The following is a 16,559-nucleotide window of genomic DNA, read 5'->3' on the forward strand; positions in this document are numbered from 1 at the left end:
TTGGCCGTGAGATAAGAGAAAACCTGTGTTGCGTTTGACAAAGGCCCGCTGTAAATTTGTAAAAAATGTAAAAGATCGGGTAGGGCAAAACCCCTACTTTCGTTGTAAAAATGGTGTAAAAGCCGATGGCCGAGCAGAAAATCTTCGCCGGACCGCGCATCCGACGCATCCGCAACCAAAAGGGCCTGACCCAGACGGCGATGGCCGAGGGGCTTGGCATTTCGCCGTCGTATCTCAACCTCATCGAACGCAACCAGCGGCCGCTGACGGTCCAGCTGATCCTCAAGCTCGCCTCGGTTTACAAGGTCGAGCCGGAGGAGCTTCAGGGCGAGGCGCGCGGTTCGATCGCTTCGCTTCGTGAGGTCTTCGCCGATCCGCTTTTGGCCGGCGAACTGCCGGGCGATCAGGAGCTGGTCGAGATTGCCGAGGCAGCGCCGAATGCGGCGGCGGCGGTGATCAAGCTGTTTCGCGCCTATCGCGAGCAGGCCGAGCGTCTGTCCGATCTCACCGAACTGCTAGCGCGTGAAGGGCACACGACGGCACTGTCAGGCGCGCGCCTGCCGATCGATGAGGTACATGAGGTCTTCGAGCGCCGGCCCAATCATTTTACCTCGCTGGAAGAGGAGGCGGAGGCCTTCACGACGTTGCTCGACCCAGGCGATGATCTGTTTGGCGCGCTGAAGGCCTGGCTCAGGCGCGAGCACGGCATCGTCGTCAAGGTGCTGCCGGTCGCCACCATGCCCAACTGGCGCCGACGCTACGACCGCCATTCGCAGCGTCTTTTCCTGTCCGAGCGGCTGTCACCCTTCGACCAGCTGCGCGAAGTGGCGATGGAGGCGAGCCTCATCCGCATGCAGGTGGCCGTCGCCGCCGAGATCCAGGCGCTGAAGCTGACGTCGGACGAGGCGCGTCGGCTCGCCCGTTTCGAGCTCGGCCGCTACGCCGCACATGCGCTGATGATGCCCTATCAGGCGTTCTTCGCAGCCGCTCAGCGCGCGCGCTACGATGTCGACGTGCTGCGCTCGCGCTTCGGCGTGTCGTTCGAGCAGGCCGCCAACCGGCTGACAATGCTCCAGCGCTCCGGCGCGTCTTCGGTGCCGTTCTTCATGCTCGAGGTCGACAATGCCGGCAATCGCTTCCGCAAGGCGGGCGCGCAGGGCTTCCCGCAAAGCCGCTTCGGCGGAGGGTGCCCCAAACTGCCGGTGCATGCCGCCTTCACCCAGCCCGGCCAAATTTTTGTCGAGGCGGTCGAGATGCCCGATGGCGCCGAGTTTCTGTGCGTTGCGCGAACGCTGGAGGGTCCGCAAGGCGCCTTCAGCGAGCGGCCACGGCGCACCGCGATCCTGCTTGGCTGCGACATCGCCTTCCGCGACGAGATCGTCTATGGCGCAGCTTTGCCCGCACCTGCCGTCGGCGCCAAGCCAGGCGCGGTCGCCGCGACGCCGATTGGCCCGGCCTGCCGGCTTTGCGAGCGTTCCGGATGCCTGTCGCGCGCCGAACCGCCGATCACCCGCCCTCTTGGTCTCGACGAGATGGTGACGGGGCTCTCGGCTTTTGACTTCCAGTAGACATCAGGCGATCAGTCTGGATGCAGTCTCATCCGTGCCCAGGCCGGTGTGGGCCAGGAGACGCGCGGTGCCGGAATCGAGCGGCCGCCCATACAAGAAGCCTTGCGCCTCGTCGCAGCGCCGATCCTTGAGGAACGCTGCCTGGAAATCGGTCTCGACGCCTTCGGCCAGCACCGGGATCGACAGCTTGTGACCAAGCTCGATGACTGTCTCGATGACGCTGGTTGCCTGCGCCTGCCGGCCAAGCGCGTTGAGGAAGCTGCGATCGACCTTGATCTTGTCGAAAGGGAAGGAAAACAGCGTCGACAGCGACGAGTAGCCGGTGCCGAAATCGTCCATGGCGATCCGAACGCCCAGGGCCTTGATCTGGCGCAGGATATGGAGCGCCTGCCCGGGATTTTCGATCAGCGCTGTTTCGGTGATCTCGATTTCGAGGCGGGTGGGGGCCAAGCCGGTCTCGGCCAAAATCTCCTTGAGACGCTCGGCGAAATTGGGGCGCATCAACTGGATCGGCGAGACATTGACGGCCACGCCCAGTGGTGCCGGCCACAGGGTTGCCTCCTGGCAAGCCTGCACCATCACCCAGTCGCCGATCTCAACAATGATGCCGGTCTGCTCGGCCACCGGGATGAAATCGGAGGGCGCGACCTCGCCGAGCGCGCTGCTGGTCCAGCGCAGCAGGGCTTCGAAGCCCAGCAATTCGCGTTTCTTCATCGCAATCTGCGGCTGGAACACCAGGCGTAGCGAACCGTCGGCGACAGCGCTGCGCAGGCCGATCGCGATCTGTCCGCGCCTGCGGCCGTCTTCGTCGGCATCCGCGTCGAACCAGCACCAGCTACCGTCAGGCACTTTTTTCGAACGGTACATGGCAAGGTCGGCGCGCATCGTCAGCTCGTCGATGCTGTCGCCATCCCTGGGGTAGACAGCGATGCCGATGCTGGCGCTGGTCGAAAAGCGCGCTTTGCCAAGTTCATTGGGCCGCGAAAAGGCATCGCTGATGCGCGCGGCAAACTCCTCGACCTCGTTCTCGCGGGTGAACGGTTTCACCGCGATGAATTCGTCGCCGCCGATGCGGGCAAAGAACTCGCCGTCGATCAGTGCCGAACGCATGCGTGCTGTCGTCTGGCTCAACACCGCATCGCCCGCCGCATGACCGTAGACGTCGTTGATTTCCTTGAAGCGGTTGAGATCGATGGCGATGAATGCCAGCGACGTGCCGCCGGCCTGATTCAGCCGCATCGGCAGTTCGTCGCGAATGGCGGCACGATTGGGCAGGCCGGTCAGCGGGTCGTGCATGGCCAGATGCCTGTAGTGCGCGACGGCGTCCTGCTGGCCCTGTTCTTCGGCAAGGTGCGTGACGGCGCCGAGCACCACCACGAGCACGGTGACTGCAATGACCAGGATCGCAAGCACGCTGTCGGACATGAGTTGGCCAGGGACCGCGACGCGCGGGTCGGGCGTGATCTGCACCGCGCCCATCGCGGTGAAATGCATCATGCCGATCGCCAGGATAAGGGCGGTGATGCCGATATACTGGCTGCGGCGCGAGGTTCCCCGTGCCATGCGGTTGGTCGCCAGCATTCCGAGAACGGCACCAGCAAAGATAGAAAAGGCAACGAGGGCCGGATCGTAAGAAACCGTGCCGGCCACAACGAAGCCGCGCATGCCGGTAAAATGCATCAGCGCAATGCCGGCGCCGATGATGATGCCGCCCATCTCGATCATCCAGCCACGCTCTAGACTGGCGGCGATCAGGAAGCCAGCCATCGACGTGGCGATCGCAAAGGCCAGCGAAAGCACGGTGAAGTTCGGCTCGAAACCATGTTCGACACTGGGGGTGAAGCCCAGCATCGCCAGGAAATGTGTTGTCCAGATCGTCATGCCGCCGGCGACGCCGGCCATGAAGACGAAAGCCGCATGCTTGGCGCGCCTGACATTGCGGGCACGCGAAAACAATCGCATCGATACCACGCAGCCGACGGCGCAGATGACCAATGCCGCGGCGACGAAGCGGTAATCATGTTCGGTGACGAGGCAGTTGAGTACGGTCATCATGTGCGGTTCCTTGCGTGMCTCGGCCCGACGAATTGGGATCGTTTTCGACAGGCGTGGTGCGCGGATTCAAAGAATTCGACTGCCCTTATCGAGGCCAAACATTGCCGATCCGTTTCTTCACGCTGGGGTAGGGCGCGGGGTTGATGTGCCAGGTAATTGAATGGCGTGGCTTCCCCACCCATGTGCTGTTCCAGATCGGGCGATGGCACAGTATCTGGAGAGGTGGCTATGGGTAGTTCTGATGTCGGGCATAAGAGGAAGCGGTGGCTGAAGCGCGGTGCGCTCGCGGTTGTGGCGTTGCTGATTGTCGTTGTGTTGCCGCTCAGCTTCATCCTGTATCCGGTTTTCAAATCCTATCCGTCATTGGATATATCGACCGGGGATTCTTTGGCTGACAAGAACACGCAGGATTTGGCCCATCTTCGCAATATGCAGATGATCGAACGAAGCTTTACGGCTCAAACCAGCGAAGCCTTTGGCCAAGCGCTTGACGAACTCACTACCCGAGCCTCCGAACTCGACCGGCCCGCACTGGCGATGGGAGCAGCGAAGGCGGTCGCCCTTGCCCAAAACGGTCACACCAATGTCCTGGGCCTTGCCGGCGGACAAGGCTTCAATGCCGTTCCGCTGCGTCTCGGCTGGTTTGCAGACGGTCTTTTCGTTGTCCGCGCCACCAGCGAGCATCGCGATCTTGTGGGTGCGCAAATCCTGGCGGTGAATGGCCAGTCGCCCGATGAACTGGTCAAAGCGTTGCGCCCATATGTCGGTGGCACCGACAAATACGCACGCGAGCTTTCGCCGAATTTCATGATTTCGCCTGAATTGCTCCACGCCGCCAAATTGGCGGGCAAGCCGACCGAAAGCGAGTTTCGCGTTCGCAAGGCTGATGGCTCCGAGATCGAGCGCACGCTTGCTGCATTGCCAGCCAAAGGTGAGCCTTTGCCGAGAACCGTGTGGCCAAAGCGGGATCTAAGTCCGGTCGTGGCGAATGAGAGTGACGCCGCATGGGTCCATGTCCTGGATGGTGTTGAAACGCCTGGCTATCTCTCGCGCCCCGATCAGAATTCCTGGCACAGCTATCTGGAAGCGGACGATATCCTCTACGTGCAGCTCAACCGGTTCCGCGACCAAGAGCAGGCCCCGATCTCCGACTATCTCGCAGAACTGCTTGCTGAGGCCGGCAAACGCGAGGTCAAGCATGCTGTCGTGGATCTGCGGTTCAGTCCGGGCGGCAATTATCTGCTCGCAACCGATTTTTCGCGACTGCTGCCTGAGGTGGTGCCGAATGGGCAGATATTCATTCTGACCAGCGGCAACACGTTCTCGGCGGCAATCAGCATCGCGTCGCGGCTGAAATATTACTCGGGCCAGCGTGCCGTGCTGATCGGCGAGGAGATGGGGGACGCAGCCCAATCCTGGGGAGAGGGCGGTACAACGATCTTGCCCTACTCCAAGATCGCTTTCCGATACACCACAGCCTACCACGATTGGGAAAATGGCTGCCGTCTGTCACAGATCGGGACGTGTTTTTTCCTGAACTATTTCTACGGCACGGCGGCGGGCTCCTTGTTGCCTACTGTTCCAATCGCACAGACCTTCGCCAGCTATGCCGCTGGCGATGATGCTGTGATGTCAGAAGTGCTGAGGTTGGCGAAACAAGACAAATAGAGGGTCAAAACAAACCTTTGGCGGTTTAGAATGCCGTTCCGTTGGCTTGGTAGCTGCGTGCACGCAAGATCGTCGTTGCGCCGATGAGGATCGCGATGCTGCCTACGACGAGCCCGGTGTAGAGGAAGGTGTTGGCAAAACCGAACGCCGCGATCATCGGCTGGCTGACGAAGGGCGAGATGAAGTGGCCGGCAAAGATACTCGCCGTCATGCCGCCGGCAACGCGGCCGCGCATTGCGGGCGCTGCGKCTGCCATCGCCGCCGCGGCAATGTTGGGCATGATCATCCCAAGCCCCAGCCCGACCACGCATGCGGCCGCCAGCACCGTCGCCAGCGTATCGGTCAAACCTAGAAGACCATAGCCGATGGCCGTCAGGCCAAAGGCCAGGCCGAATACGCCGATCACCCCAAGCCTGGCGCGCAAGGTGGCATAAAACAATGCTACAGCTGCCCCGATCATGTTGCCCAGGCCGATCGCCAGCCCTGCCACGGTTGGCGAGCCCATGCCCATGGCATTGAGATAGAACGGCAGCTGCGTTGGAAGCAGGTAGTAGGCGACACTGTTGAGAACGGCCGCGATGTAGACGGCAATGACCGCAAGCCAGACTGTGCGGCTTGCTGTCTGCGTGGACGCATCCACAGCGGATGGATTGTTGCGCGCAGGCTCATTGATGAAAGCCAGAACGGCCGGGATTAGTAACAGTGACAGGCCATAGACGGCAAAGGGCGCGCGCCAGTGCAATTCGGCCAGCATGCCGCCGCCGGTCAAAAAGATCAGTCCGCCAATGCCGACAAAAGCTGACTGGTAACCCATGAAACGGTCGCGTTCCGGCCCGGAGAAGTAATCGCCGACAAGTGCAGTCGCGGTCGTCATGACGCCAGCGACCGCGACGCCGAGCAAAGCGCGTCCGACAAGAAGCCCAGCCAGACTGTCGGTAAGCAGTCCCGACATGCCGCTGAGCCCGTAAAGCAGAGCGCCCGAGATCAGCAACGGCTTGCGCCCGAAGCGGTCGGCAAGCCCGCCGGCGAAGGGCGCGCAAATGACTATGAACAATGCGGGCAGCGTCAGCACCAGCCTGGTCAGGATTTGGACATGGCCGCTGCCAGCGAAGTGGCTTTCGATGGCCGGCAGCGACGGCGATATGGTCGCGCCTGACATGATGGTCAGCGTGCTGATGAGCAGCAGCGTGGCATTGCGGCCGGCATGGCTGTCGGGAAAGGGATTTGCCCGCACGACCTGAACCTGTTGCGCCATGGTCATGCCGCCACCTCGATAAAGGGCGTGTTGGTACGGGCATCACGAAGATTGATCGCCCACCATTGCAGGCGCGCGAGCAGAACCGACATCGCCTTGCGTGCGTCTCGCGGTTCTAGCAGCGCGCCTGAGGTGTCGAACCTCCTCGAGGCGAAGGCAAAGCTCACAGTGTCGCGGATCGCCACGACATGAAGCTCGGCGAAGACCAGGCGCAATTGTTCGATGGCCCGCAGCCCGCCGGAGATGCCACCATACGACACGAAAGCCAGCGGCTTGGCCTGCCACTCCACGCTGTGGGCGTCGATCAGTGCTTTGAGGTCGGCGGTGTAGCCGTGATTGTATTCGGGCGTCACCACGATGAACGCGTCGGCCGCGCCCAGGCGGCGCGCGATATCGGCACGATTGTTGGCAAGCTCGCGCGGGTCGATCAGGTCGATGGAGAACTGCTGGTGGCCGCGAATCTCGGTTGCGGCCCAATCGACGACGGTGTCGCAGAAGCGGCCTTCGCGGGCGCTGCCATAGATCAAGGCGAGCTTGATTTTCTGAGGCATTTTTGGGGTGGCTCCGTTTCATTTTTGCAGGAGCCCCGTCTGTAAAACCTCATCTAATATTGAGGTCAAGCGCTAATTTGAAACTTTGAAAACGGCGTCTGGCGTTTCGGCTCGGCAGTGCAGCTTTGCTCGTGCCACAACGGGATCGGAGCGCTGGACCTCGTCACAAAGGCAGCCTTACGTTACGCGAACGCACAAGCCCCAGTCGTTTAGAGCGCATCGTGCCGCTCGCAAGTCGTCGAGATTAGCGCCATGACAGATCTCGCCGCTCCGCCGTCGCCAACAGGCGCTACACCGCACGTCTCGCGGCGCGAGGAGCGTCTCGGCGTATTCCTGGTGTTCATGTCGGCACTGATGTGGAGCCTGGGCGGGGCCATTGCTCGCTTTATCGAGGAACCCGACAGCTGGACGGTGGTATTCTGGCGCTCGGTCTGGGCCGCGGCCTTCCTGCTGGCCTTCATGGTCTGGCGCGACGGCCTGCGCGGAACGCTGAAACTTTTCCGCGACATGGGCCTGCCAGGCCTGTTGGTGGGGATATGCTTCGCCACCGCCTCGACCTCGTTTGTCGTCGCTCTTTCCTACACGACCGTCGCCAACATCCTTCTGATGCAGGCCGGCGTGCCGCTTTTGGCGGCGTTGTTTGCCTGGGTGCTGTTTCGTGAGCGCGTGGCTGTCGCCACCTGGGTGGCGATTTTCGCGGTCATCTCAGGCGTCGCCATCATGGTCTCCGAATCGTTCAGCGGCCAGGTCTCGCCGGTCGGCGACGGGCTTGCTTTGCTGATCGCCGTGGCGTTTTCCATCGCTACAGTCATCACCCGGCGCTTCGCCCATGTGCGCATGACACCCGCCACCTGCCTTGGCACCATGATTGCTGCAGCCTTTGCCGCCTTGCAAGCTTCAACGTTTGCCGTGTCGCCACGCGACATGGGTTTCCTGTTTGCGTTCGGCGTGATCAATCTCGGTCTTGGCCTTGCCTTCTTTGCGACTGGCGCAAGATTGGTCCCGGCCGCCGTTGCCGCCCTGATCGGTACCTTCGAGCCGTTGCTCGGCCCGATCTGGGTCTGGCTCATCCACGGCGAGGTACCGTCGGTTCGCACCATCACCGGCGGCGCGGTCATTTTCACTGCTCTGCTGGTGCATCTGACACTGGAGTTCAGACGCCAGGCAAGGCCCCAGAGGCCGGGTGTGACGGGCATGCCTGTCCCTGATTAAWCAATACATTGTTTACCATTGACAACGCTGCTGTCCGGCGGGCAGGCTGCGACTTGAGGGTAACAACAACAACACAGGCGTATCTTGCCAGGTTCCACTGCCGGGGCTTCGGTGTCCGCAGCTGTAAATCGCCAGAACGTTTGCGCCGCGCGGCAAGCCGGCGGGAGCGCGCTACCTTCGTCACTCGATTTTGCATAGGGATCAGGATGCTGCCGGGACGGGCGCGTCCGTGAAAGGAGAATGTCATGAACCGTAGAGCGCTTTGGCTGACCGCCGCGTCAGCCCTTGTTGCCATTGTCGCGACCGCCGCAAACGCCCAGGAACGGGTCGTCAACGTCTACAACTGGTCGGACTACATCGACTCCTCGATCATCGAAGACTTCACCAAGGAAACCGGCATCAAGGTCGTCTACGACGTCTATGATTCCAACGAGATCCTTGAAACCAAGCTGCTTGCCGGCGGCAGCGGCTACGATGTCGTCGTGCCGACCGCCAGTCCTTTCTTGGCGCGCCAGATCCAGGCGGGCGTCTACCAGAAGCTCGACAAGTCCAAGCTGCCTAATCTGGCCAACATGTGGGACGTGGTCAGCGAGCGAACCGCCGCCTACGATCCCGGCAATGAATACTCGGTCAATTACATGTGGGGCACGGTCGGCATCGGCTACAACCAAAAGAAGATCAAGGAAGCACTCGGTGTCGACAAGATCGACAGCTGGGATGTCGTTTTCARGCCCGAACAGCTCGCCAAGCTGGCCGATTGCGGCGTCTATGTCCTGGATTCGCCAACTGACATCATTCCGACGACGATGATGTATCTCGGTCTCAAGCCGCAATCGACGGCGCTCGACGATCTGTCAAAGGCGGAGGAAGCACTGCTCAAGGTGCGGCCGTCGATCCGCAAGTTCCACTCGTCGGAATACATCAACGCGCTCGCCAATGGCGACATCTGCCTCGCCGTTGGCTGGTCGGGTGACGTCTTCCAGGCGCGCGACCGTGCGGCTGAAGCGGATCAGGGCGTCGTCGTCGACTACGTCATTCCCAAGGAAGGTGCCGAGATGTGGTTCGACCAGATGGCGATCCCGGCTGACGCCAAGCACGTTGCCGAAGCGCACGAATTCATCAACTACATGATGGAGCCGGAAGTCGCGGCCAAGGCGTCCAACTACATCTTCTATGCCAACGGCAACAAGGCGTCGCAGCAGTTCATCGACAAGGACATCGTTGGCGATCCGGCGATCTTCCCCGATGAGGCGATGCTGGCGAAGCTCTTTACCGTCGCGCCTTACGATCCCAAGACCCAGCGCGCGGTGACCCGCAGCTGGACCAAGATCGTCACAGGGCAATAATTGTAGGGACTGTCCCGGCGCCATTGGGCGCCGGGATTTATTACCGGGGCAGGACGGAGAGGGACATGAAATCGCTCGGCAACATCCGCAGGGAATTTGCGCCCTGGAACCAGCCTGACGCCAAGCCCTACATTCAATTCAAGAACGTCACCAAGCGCTTTGGTGATTTCATCGCCGTCAACAACCTCTCGCTATCGATCTACGAGCGCGAGTTCTTCGCGCTGCTCGGCGCTTCGGGCTGCGGAAAGTCGACGCTGCTGCGCATGCTCGCCGGCTTCGAGGAGCCGACGTCCGGCCAGATCCTGCTCGACGGCCAGGACCTGCGCGGTATTCCGCCCTATCGGCGGCCGGTCAACATGATGTTCCAGTCCTACGCGCTGTTCCCGCATATGACTGTCGAGCAGAACATCGGCTTTGGCCTCAAGCAGGACGGCATGCCCAAGGCCGAGATCGAAACGCGCGTCGCCGACATGCTCAAGCTGGTCAAGCTTGGCCAATTCGCAAAGCGCAAGCCGCATCAGCTGTCGGGTGGCCAGCGCCAGCGCGTCGCACTTGCCCGTGCTGTCGCCAAGCGGCCCAAGGTGCTGTTGCTCGACGAGCCGCTCGGCGCGCTCGACAAGAAGCTGCGCGAGGAAACCCAGTTCGAGCTGATGGACTTGCAGCAGACGCTCGGCCTGACCTTCGTTGTCGTCACCCACGACCAGGAAGAGGCCATGACCATGGCCGACCGCATCGCCATCATAGACAAGGGTGAGGTGATGCAGGTGGCGACGCCAGCCGAGGTCTATGAGGCGCCGGGATCTCGTTTCGTCGCCGACTTCGTTGGCAACATCAACATGTTCGAAGGCAAGGTCGCCGACCGTGACGGCATGGGTGCGACCATCGCCAGCACCAATGGCGTGAGCATCCGCACCGCCAATGCCGGCGATGCCCCGGCGGGCAGCGAGGTCGCCTTCGCCATCCGACCCGAGAAGATCAAGGTATCGTCGAAGAAGCCGGAAGGCAGCGACAATGCCATGGAAGGCGAAATCTACGACATCGCCTATCTCGGCGACATGACCATCTTCCATGTTCAGCTCGGCAACGGCCAGGTGGTCAAGGCGAGCTCGCTCAACGCGACGCGCGCCACCGAAGACCCGCTGAGCTGGGACGACAAGGCGTGGATCTCCTTCCGCAACGACGCCGGCGTCGTTCTGACGCGATAGGTGGAGAGATGAAACGCCCCCTCTCGGCCATCACCGACCGCCTCGTCATCATCGTCCCTTATCTCTGGCTGCTGTTTTTCTTCCTCATTCCCTTCTTCATCGTCTTTAAGATATCGCTGTCGACCACCGCGATCGCCATGCCGCCCTACACGCCGGTGCTTGGCCTTTCCGACGGCTTTTCTGGCCTAATGTCGCAAATCGGCGAATTCAGCTTCGACAACTATCTTTGGCTGACGCAGGACGCGCTCTACTTCAACGCCTATGTCTCAAGCGTCATCATCGCGGGGATCTCGACGTTCCTGGCGCTGCTTGTCGGCTATCCGATCGCYTACGGCATGGCACGTGCACCGGCGACGATCCGTCCGACGCTGCTGATGCTGGTCATCCTGCCGTTCTGGACCAGCTTCCTGATCCGGGTCTACGCTTGGATCGGCATCCTCAAGCCCGAGGGCCTGCTCAACCAGTTCCTGCTCGCCACCGGCGTCATCGATCAGCCGCTGGTGATCCTGAACACCCATACGGCGATCTTCATTGGCATCGTCTATTCCTATCTGCCATTCATGATTCTGCCGCTCTATTCGGCGCTCGAGAAGATGGACTATTCGCTGATCGAGGCGGCGCAGGACCTTGGCTGCCCGCCAACCACCGCCTTCTGGAAGATTACCTTCCCGCTGTCGCTGCCCGGCGTCATCGCTGGCTGCCTGCTGGTGTTCATTCCGGCAGTGGGCGAATTCGTCATTCCCGATCTGCTTGGCGGCTCGCAGACGCTGATGATCGGCAAGACCCTGTGGAACGAGTTCTTCGCCAATCGCGACTGGCCGGTCGCCTCGGCCGTGGCTGTGATCCTGCTTCTGCTGCTCGTCGTGCCGATCATGTTTTTCCAGCAGGCGCAGGCCCGCGCTCAGGAACAGGAGCGCTGAGATGAATTCGAGCTGGAGCCGCTTCAACATCACAGCTATCGTTTTGGGCTTTGCCTTCCTCTATCTGCCCATCGTGCTGCTGGTCGTCTTTTCCTTCAACGAATCCAAGCTTGTCACTGTCTGGGGCGGGTTCTCGACCAAATGGTATGTCTCGCTGTTTCACAACCAGGGCCTGATGGATGCTGCTTGGGTAACCATCCGTGTCGGTCTGATTTCGGCGACGCTTGCGACAGTGCTCGGCACGCTCGCTGCCTTGGCGTTGACCCGCTACACCCGGTTCAAGGGCAGGGTGCTGTTTTCGGGCATGGTGTTTGCCCCGCTGGTCATGCCGGAAGTGATCACCGGCCTGTCGCTGCTTTTGCTGTTCGTCGCCGTCGGGCTCGATCGCGGTTTCTTCACGCTCACGCTCGCCCACATCACCTTTTCGATGTGCTTTGTTGCGGTCGTGGTGCAGTCGCGGCTGGTCACCTTCGACCGCTCGCTCGAAGAGGCGGCGATGGATCTGGGGGCTCCGCCGGTGAAAACCTTCTTCCAGATCACGCTGCCGGTGATCTTGCCCGCCATCATCTCCGGCTGGATGCTGGCCTTTACGCTGTCCATCGACGATCTGGTGATTTCGAGCTTCACCTCGGGTCCGGGCGCAACGACCTTGCCGATGAAGATCTACAGCCAGGTGCGGCTTGGCGTGACGCCGGAGATCAATGCTGCCTGTACCATCCTGATCGCCATCGTCGCCATAGGCGTCATTGCCGCCTCGCTGGTCAACAAACAGCGCGAGGTCCAGCGCCTGCGCGACGAGCAGGCCGCGCAACGAGGGTGAGCGGGCACGCCGCCCTGCCGTCAGCAACGCCGGGCACAAGCGGCCAAAAACGGAAATGCAAGGTCGTGAAACGCCCAAAAGGTCAGGTTTTCCAAGGGTATGCCACTGGATAAGCCAAAGTCGCCATGATAGCGTCGTGGCGATAATCTTGAGGAGTAGGGTACATGACACGTTTTATGGCTACGGCCGCAGTTTTGTCTTTCGTCGCACTGGCCGCAGCGGCCTGTAACACCCCGCAGGAACGTGCGTTGGGCGGCGGTGCCGTCGGCGCAGCCGGTGGCGCACTCGTTGGCCAGGCCATCGGCGGCAACACCGGTGCGACTGTTGCAGGTGCGGTCATCGGCGGTCTCGCCGGCGCCATGATCGGTGCTGGAACGGCTCCGGGCCAATGCCGCTACCAGCAGTTGGATAGCCGCGGCCGTCCGATGTACGACCGCAACGGCAATCCCATGAGCTACGAGGCTCCTTGCCGGTAACACCACCCCGCCAGTTCTGACTAACTGTCCTTTGGGGGACAAAAACGGCGCGCTTCGACCGAAGCGCGCCGTTTTGCATTGTTGCTCTGAGCGGGCAGGTTGCGGTTCCGACACCAGAAGCTGAATCGAGGCTCCTTCAAACGTGTGATTCGCGCATACCCCGGACGAGGTGTTAAGCTGCCTTTGTTGTCTGGTGCGTTCACCCAGCGCATTTGCCGGCAACAAAATGCGTGAGTGGGGCCTCTACCCCAGCCCCCAATGCCCGAGAGGCTCCACTCGCCGTCTCCTTCGCACTCCATCAACGATCAACAAACCGTGCGTCGATAGCGCTGCGCTGGCACAGGTGGTAAATTGGGCTGTTGCGGKGCATGGGGCTGGCGCAACTGGTGGGAGGGAGCCCACGGCTTTGCTTGAGCGGCGCTCTCCCACCGCACCTTCACGACATCTCGGCACCGGTACCTATGCATGATCGTCGGCCGTGGCCGGCAGAATCCCTGGAAATCGATTTGCCGATTGGCGTTGGCAACTAAGTGTCCAAACGCGCCGTTTTGCATTGGTGTGCGCCGGTAAGGGGCAACGTTCAAGACTTGGAGGAATACTTCGTCATCACGCCCCGCTGCCGTAGAGGTGGCGGGGCTATTTGCGTTGGCCAAACTTGCTCTTGCCGATGCCGCCATAAGCTTCACGTTGGGGAAGCAACCCTCGATTGCCGAAACTTGTCTTTAGAGGGGGGCTTTGTTCACGTGCATTCGAAAGTCGCAATCATGCAGGAGTAGAAAATGAGCGTGTTTCGCAACGATGTTTCCACCRAAAGCGATGAAACTGCCGCAGGGAATGTAAGCCGCCGCAACGTGCTTCTTGGGGGCACGGTACTGGCGGCAGCCGGTGTCGTGGGCTCGATAGCCTCAACGACCAAAGTACAGGCTCAACAACAGGCGTCGACCGCAGGCGGCAAGCCACCGAACGTCCTTGTCATATTTGGCGACGACATCGGTGTCCCCCAGATCAGTGCCTACACGATGGGCCTGATGGGTTACCGCACGCCCAACATCGACCGCATCGCTTCCGAGGGCGCGAACTTCACCGATTCCTATGGCCAGCAGAGCTGCACGGCTGGGCGCGCTTCGTTCATACTCGGGCAGGAGCCGTTCCGCACCGGGCTCCTGACGATCGGCATGCCGGGCGATCCGCACGGCATCCAGGAGTGGATGCCCACGATTGCCGATGTCATGAAGTCACAGGGATACGCCACCGGGCAGTTCGGCAAGAACCATCTTGGCGATCGCGACGAACACCTGCCGACCAATCACGGTTTCGACGAGTTCTTCGGCAACCTCTACCATCTCAATGCGGAGGAAGAACCAGAAGGTTATTTCTATCCGAAAGATCCGGAGTTCAAAAAAAAGTTCGGTCCTCGCGGTGTCATCAAGTCGAGTGCTGACGGCAAGATCGAGGATACCGGTGCGCTCAACACCAAGCGTATGGAAACGGTCGACGAGGAGTTCCTGGCCGCCGCCAAGGACTTCATCGACCGACAGGCCAAGGCCGACAAGCCGTTCTTCGTCTGGTTCAACTCGACCCGCATGCACATCTTCACGCATTTGAAGCCGGATTCCTTAGGCAAGACCGGGAAAGGCATCCATGCCGATGGCATGGTGGAACATGACGGACATGTCGGCCAGCTGCTCCAGCAACTCGATGACCTCGGCATCACCGAGAACACGATCGTGCTTTATACGACCGACAACGGTGTCGAAATCGCGCTGTGGCCGGATGGCGCCATTACACCGTTCCACGGCGAGAAGGGAACCACTTGGGAAGGCGGCATGCGCATCCCGATGATGGTGCGCTGGCCGGGTGTCGTGAAACCGGGTACGCAGATCAATGAACCGGTGACGCTCATGGACTGGCTGCCGACCTTCGCGACCGCAGCTGGTCTTCCCGACGTCAAGGAGAAGATGAAGACCGGTTTCCAGGCCGGCAGCAAGACTTTCAAGGTCCATCTCGACGGCTACGACCTTACCGAACTCCTCAAGGGCGAGGCCAAGGCGCCGCCGCGCGATGCCGTCTACTATTTCGATCAGGGCGGCAATCTCAACGCGATCCGCTGGAACGACTGGAAGCTTAGTTTCGCCATAGCCAGCCACGGCAATATCGCCACAGCGACGCGCGAGATTCCGAGCTGGGCTCTGATTACCAACCTGCGCATGGACCCCTATGAACGGGGGCTCGAGGAGGGCGGTGGCGCCATGGAATTCCTTGGGCGCAACATATGGTTGCTGGTGCCCATCCAGGGCAAGATCAAGGAGTTCTTCTCCGATTTCGATCAGTTCCCGTTCCAGACGGGAAGCTCCCTGAATGCTGGTGGCATCAACTACGGATGGCTGCAGCAGCAGGCCGCACTGAAGAGACTGAACGAACTTGAGGGGCTGGCGCCTCGATAAGGTTGCCAGTGGCAAGGAGGGCGAATCAGTTCGCCCTCCTCGCTTGCCCAGCATGGGGCGTGCACATCTCCGGTCTTTGTAACGGTCAGCCAAGCCAAGCAGCAAGGATGTGGTGTCCATCTGCTGATGGTCGGGTCAAAACCCTTGAAAGCCAAGGATTGCCAGTCGCAACATGGAATTGCCGGTAGCTGGCGCCCTTGCGCACGTATTGCTTTGATTTGACTGGGAAAAATGATGGTACGGTTGGGTGGGCTCGAACCACCGACCTCCGGATCCACAATCCGGCGCTCTAACCAACTGAGCTACAACCGCGTACCTGTTGGTGCGGCGTCAATACGGACTCTTCGAACGCATTTCAAGAGCTTTGCGCATATTCCACTGCGGCGATTTGCGCTGCCTGTGGGAAGTCCTTGATATCCGGCGTTTCGGCGCCGCGAAAAATAGAAAAAGGCCGGCGGGAGGAGCCGGCCTTTTCCTGTAATGACCAGCGGGAGGAGGTGCTGGCCGCTTCGCCCGACAGGCAGAGGGAGGAGGAAACCGCCCGCCGGGTATCTGTTCAGGCGCTATTAGGCGGCCTTGAGGTCTTTCAGTGCCTTTTCGAAAGCGGTCTTGACCGGCTTCGAAACGTCTTCGGCGGCCTTCGAGGCAACAGCCTGGAATTCCTTGGCCTGTTCGACGGTCTGCTCGACGCGGYCGCGCAGATAAGAGGTCTGCAACTCGATGACTTCCGACAGCGTCTTGGCGCCGGCCAGAGCTTCGAGATGCGCGAAACCGGTCTCGGCATTGGTGCGGAGGGCGGCAATCGCCTTGAGCGACAGCTCGTTAGTCACGCTGCGGGCGGTCTCGTAGCTGGTCTCGATGGTCTTTTGCGCCTCTTCGGCACCGGTCTTGAGCTTGGTATAAGCTTCCTTGGACTGCTCGACGCCCTTTTCGGCGAAGACGCGGAACTGGTCGGAGGCCTTGGAAACGTCAAAGCTCGGCATTTCAATGGTATCTGCGAATTCTGCGGTCTTGGTCTTGGACATTGTCTCACCCTGTG

General features: G+C 60.9%; 13 protein-coding genes and 1 tRNA gene. 9 read left to right on the forward strand and 5 right to left on the reverse strand.

Annotated features, from left to right (window positions below; genetic code table 11):
• Positions 1-125: 125 nt before the first annotated feature.
• Entirely contained in the window at positions 126-1,568 is a 1,443-nt protein-coding gene (locus tag AC1DUU_RS00105; protein WP_476781368.1) for a helix-turn-helix domain-containing protein, read from the forward strand.
• A 3-nt stretch (positions 1,569-1,571) separates the two neighbouring features.
• On the opposite strand, the gene AC1DUU_RS00110 is transcribed toward AC1DUU_RS00105, so the two are convergent.
• A complete protein-coding gene (locus AC1DUU_RS00110; protein ID WP_476781369.1) occupies positions 1,572-3,623 on the reverse strand; it encodes a putative bifunctional diguanylate cyclase/phosphodiesterase in 2,052 nt (683 codons plus the stop codon).
• Between the two features lie 156 nt (positions 3,624-3,779).
• Here AC1DUU_RS00110 and AC1DUU_RS00115 point away from each other — a divergent pair, with 156 nt between their 5' ends.
• Positions 3,780-5,291, forward strand: a complete 1,512-nt coding sequence (locus AC1DUU_RS00115) for a S41 family peptidase (protein WP_476781370.1) — start codon at positions 3,780-3,782, stop codon at positions 5,289-5,291.
• 25 nt (positions 5,292-5,316) lie between these two features.
• Here the strand turns inward: AC1DUU_RS00115 and AC1DUU_RS00120 are convergent, their stop codons facing one another.
• Both AC1DUU_RS00120 and AC1DUU_RS00125 read right to left on the reverse strand, forming a co-directional pair.
• Positions 5,317-6,552 (reverse strand): MFS transporter, encoded by a 1,236-nt coding sequence (locus AC1DUU_RS00120; protein ID WP_476781371.1) that lies wholly within the window; start codon positions 6,550-6,552, stop codon positions 5,317-5,319.
• Positions 6,549-7,097 carry an NADPH-dependent FMN reductase gene (locus AC1DUU_RS00125; protein WP_476781372.1) on the reverse strand — a complete coding sequence of 183 codons (549 nt, stop codon included), beginning with the start codon at positions 7,095-7,097 and terminating at the stop codon, positions 6,549-6,551. Before AC1DUU_RS00125 ends, AC1DUU_RS00120 begins: the two co-directional genes overlap by 4 nt.
• A gap of 252 nt (positions 7,098-7,349) precedes the next feature.
• Between AC1DUU_RS00125 and AC1DUU_RS00130 the strand changes: the two genes are divergently transcribed.
• The 7 genes from AC1DUU_RS00130 (at position 7,350) to AC1DUU_RS00160 (ending at position 15,520) form a co-directional block, all read left to right on the forward strand.
• Positions 7,350-8,309, forward strand: coding sequence for a DMT family transporter (locus tag AC1DUU_RS00130; protein ID WP_476781373.1), 960 nt, complete (start codon positions 7,350-7,352; stop codon positions 8,307-8,309).
• A gap of 245 nt (positions 8,310-8,554) precedes the next feature.
• The gene (locus AC1DUU_RS00135; RefSeq protein WP_476781374.1) at positions 8,555-9,655 is read left to right on the forward strand and encodes a polyamine ABC transporter substrate-binding protein; all 1,101 of its coding nucleotides are present in this window, start codon (positions 8,555-8,557) and stop codon (positions 9,653-9,655) included.
• Between the two features lie 65 nt (positions 9,656-9,720).
• A complete protein-coding gene (locus AC1DUU_RS00140; protein WP_476781375.1) occupies positions 9,721-10,860 on the forward strand; it encodes an ABC transporter ATP-binding protein in 1,140 nt (379 codons plus the stop codon).
• Positions 10,861-10,868: 8 nt separating this feature from the next.
• Positions 10,869-11,780, forward strand: a complete 912-nt coding sequence (locus AC1DUU_RS00145; protein WP_476781376.1) for an ABC transporter permease subunit — start codon at positions 10,869-10,871, stop codon at positions 11,778-11,780.
• 1 nt (position 11,781) lies between these two features.
• Positions 11,782-12,600 (forward strand): ABC transporter permease, encoded by an 819-nt coding sequence (locus AC1DUU_RS00150; protein WP_476781377.1) that lies wholly within the window; start codon positions 11,782-11,784, stop codon positions 12,598-12,600.
• A 164-nt stretch (positions 12,601-12,764) separates the two neighbouring features.
• Entirely contained in the window at positions 12,765-13,076 is a 312-nt protein-coding gene (locus AC1DUU_RS00155) for a hypothetical protein (RefSeq protein WP_476781378.1), read from the forward strand.
• A gap of 779 nt (positions 13,077-13,855) precedes the next feature.
• Positions 13,856-15,520: an arylsulfatase gene (locus tag AC1DUU_RS00160; protein WP_476781379.1), complete on the forward strand. Its 1,665-nt coding sequence runs from the start codon at positions 13,856-13,858 to the stop codon at positions 15,518-15,520.
• Positions 15,521-15,755: 235 nt separating this feature from the next.
• Here AC1DUU_RS00160 and AC1DUU_RS00165 read toward each other — a convergent pair.
• A tRNA-His gene (locus tag AC1DUU_RS00165) sits at positions 15,756-15,832 on the reverse strand.
• Positions 15,833-16,086: 254 nt separating this feature from the next.
• A complete protein-coding gene (locus AC1DUU_RS00170; RefSeq protein ID WP_476781380.1) occupies positions 16,087-16,545 on the reverse strand; it encodes a phasin in 459 nt (152 codons plus the stop codon).
• Positions 16,546-16,559 lie beyond the last annotated feature (14 nt).

Source organism: Aminobacter sp. P4_H6_2 (assembly GCF_056400805.1).

What these genes read in the sequence shown, in the direction of transcription:
- AC1DUU_RS00155 (WP_476781378.1), top strand. Translation starts at nt 12,765, where the DNA reads ATGACACGTTTTATGGCTACGGCCGCAGTTTTGTCTTTCGTCGCACTG.
- AC1DUU_RS00130 (WP_476781373.1), top strand. Translation starts at nt 7,350, where the DNA reads ATGACAGATCTCGCCGCTCCGCCGTCGCCAACAGGCGCTACACCGCAC.
- AC1DUU_RS00125 (WP_476781372.1), bottom strand. Translation starts at nt 7,097, where the DNA reads ATGCCTCAGAAAATCAAGCTCGCCTTGATCTATGGCAGCGCCCGCGAA.
- AC1DUU_RS00140 (WP_476781375.1), top strand. Translation starts at nt 9,721, where the DNA reads ATGAAATCGCTCGGCAACATCCGCAGGGAATTTGCGCCCTGGAACCAG.
- AC1DUU_RS00105 (WP_476781368.1), top strand. Translation starts at nt 126, where the DNA reads ATGGCCGAGCAGAAAATCTTCGCCGGACCGCGCATCCGACGCATCCGC.
- AC1DUU_RS00150 (WP_476781377.1), top strand. Translation starts at nt 11,782, where the DNA reads ATGAATTCGAGCTGGAGCCGCTTCAACATCACAGCTATCGTTTTGGGC.
- AC1DUU_RS00110 (WP_476781369.1), bottom strand. Translation starts at nt 3,623, where the DNA reads ATGATGACCGTACTCAACTGCCTCGTCACCGAACATGATTACCGCTTC.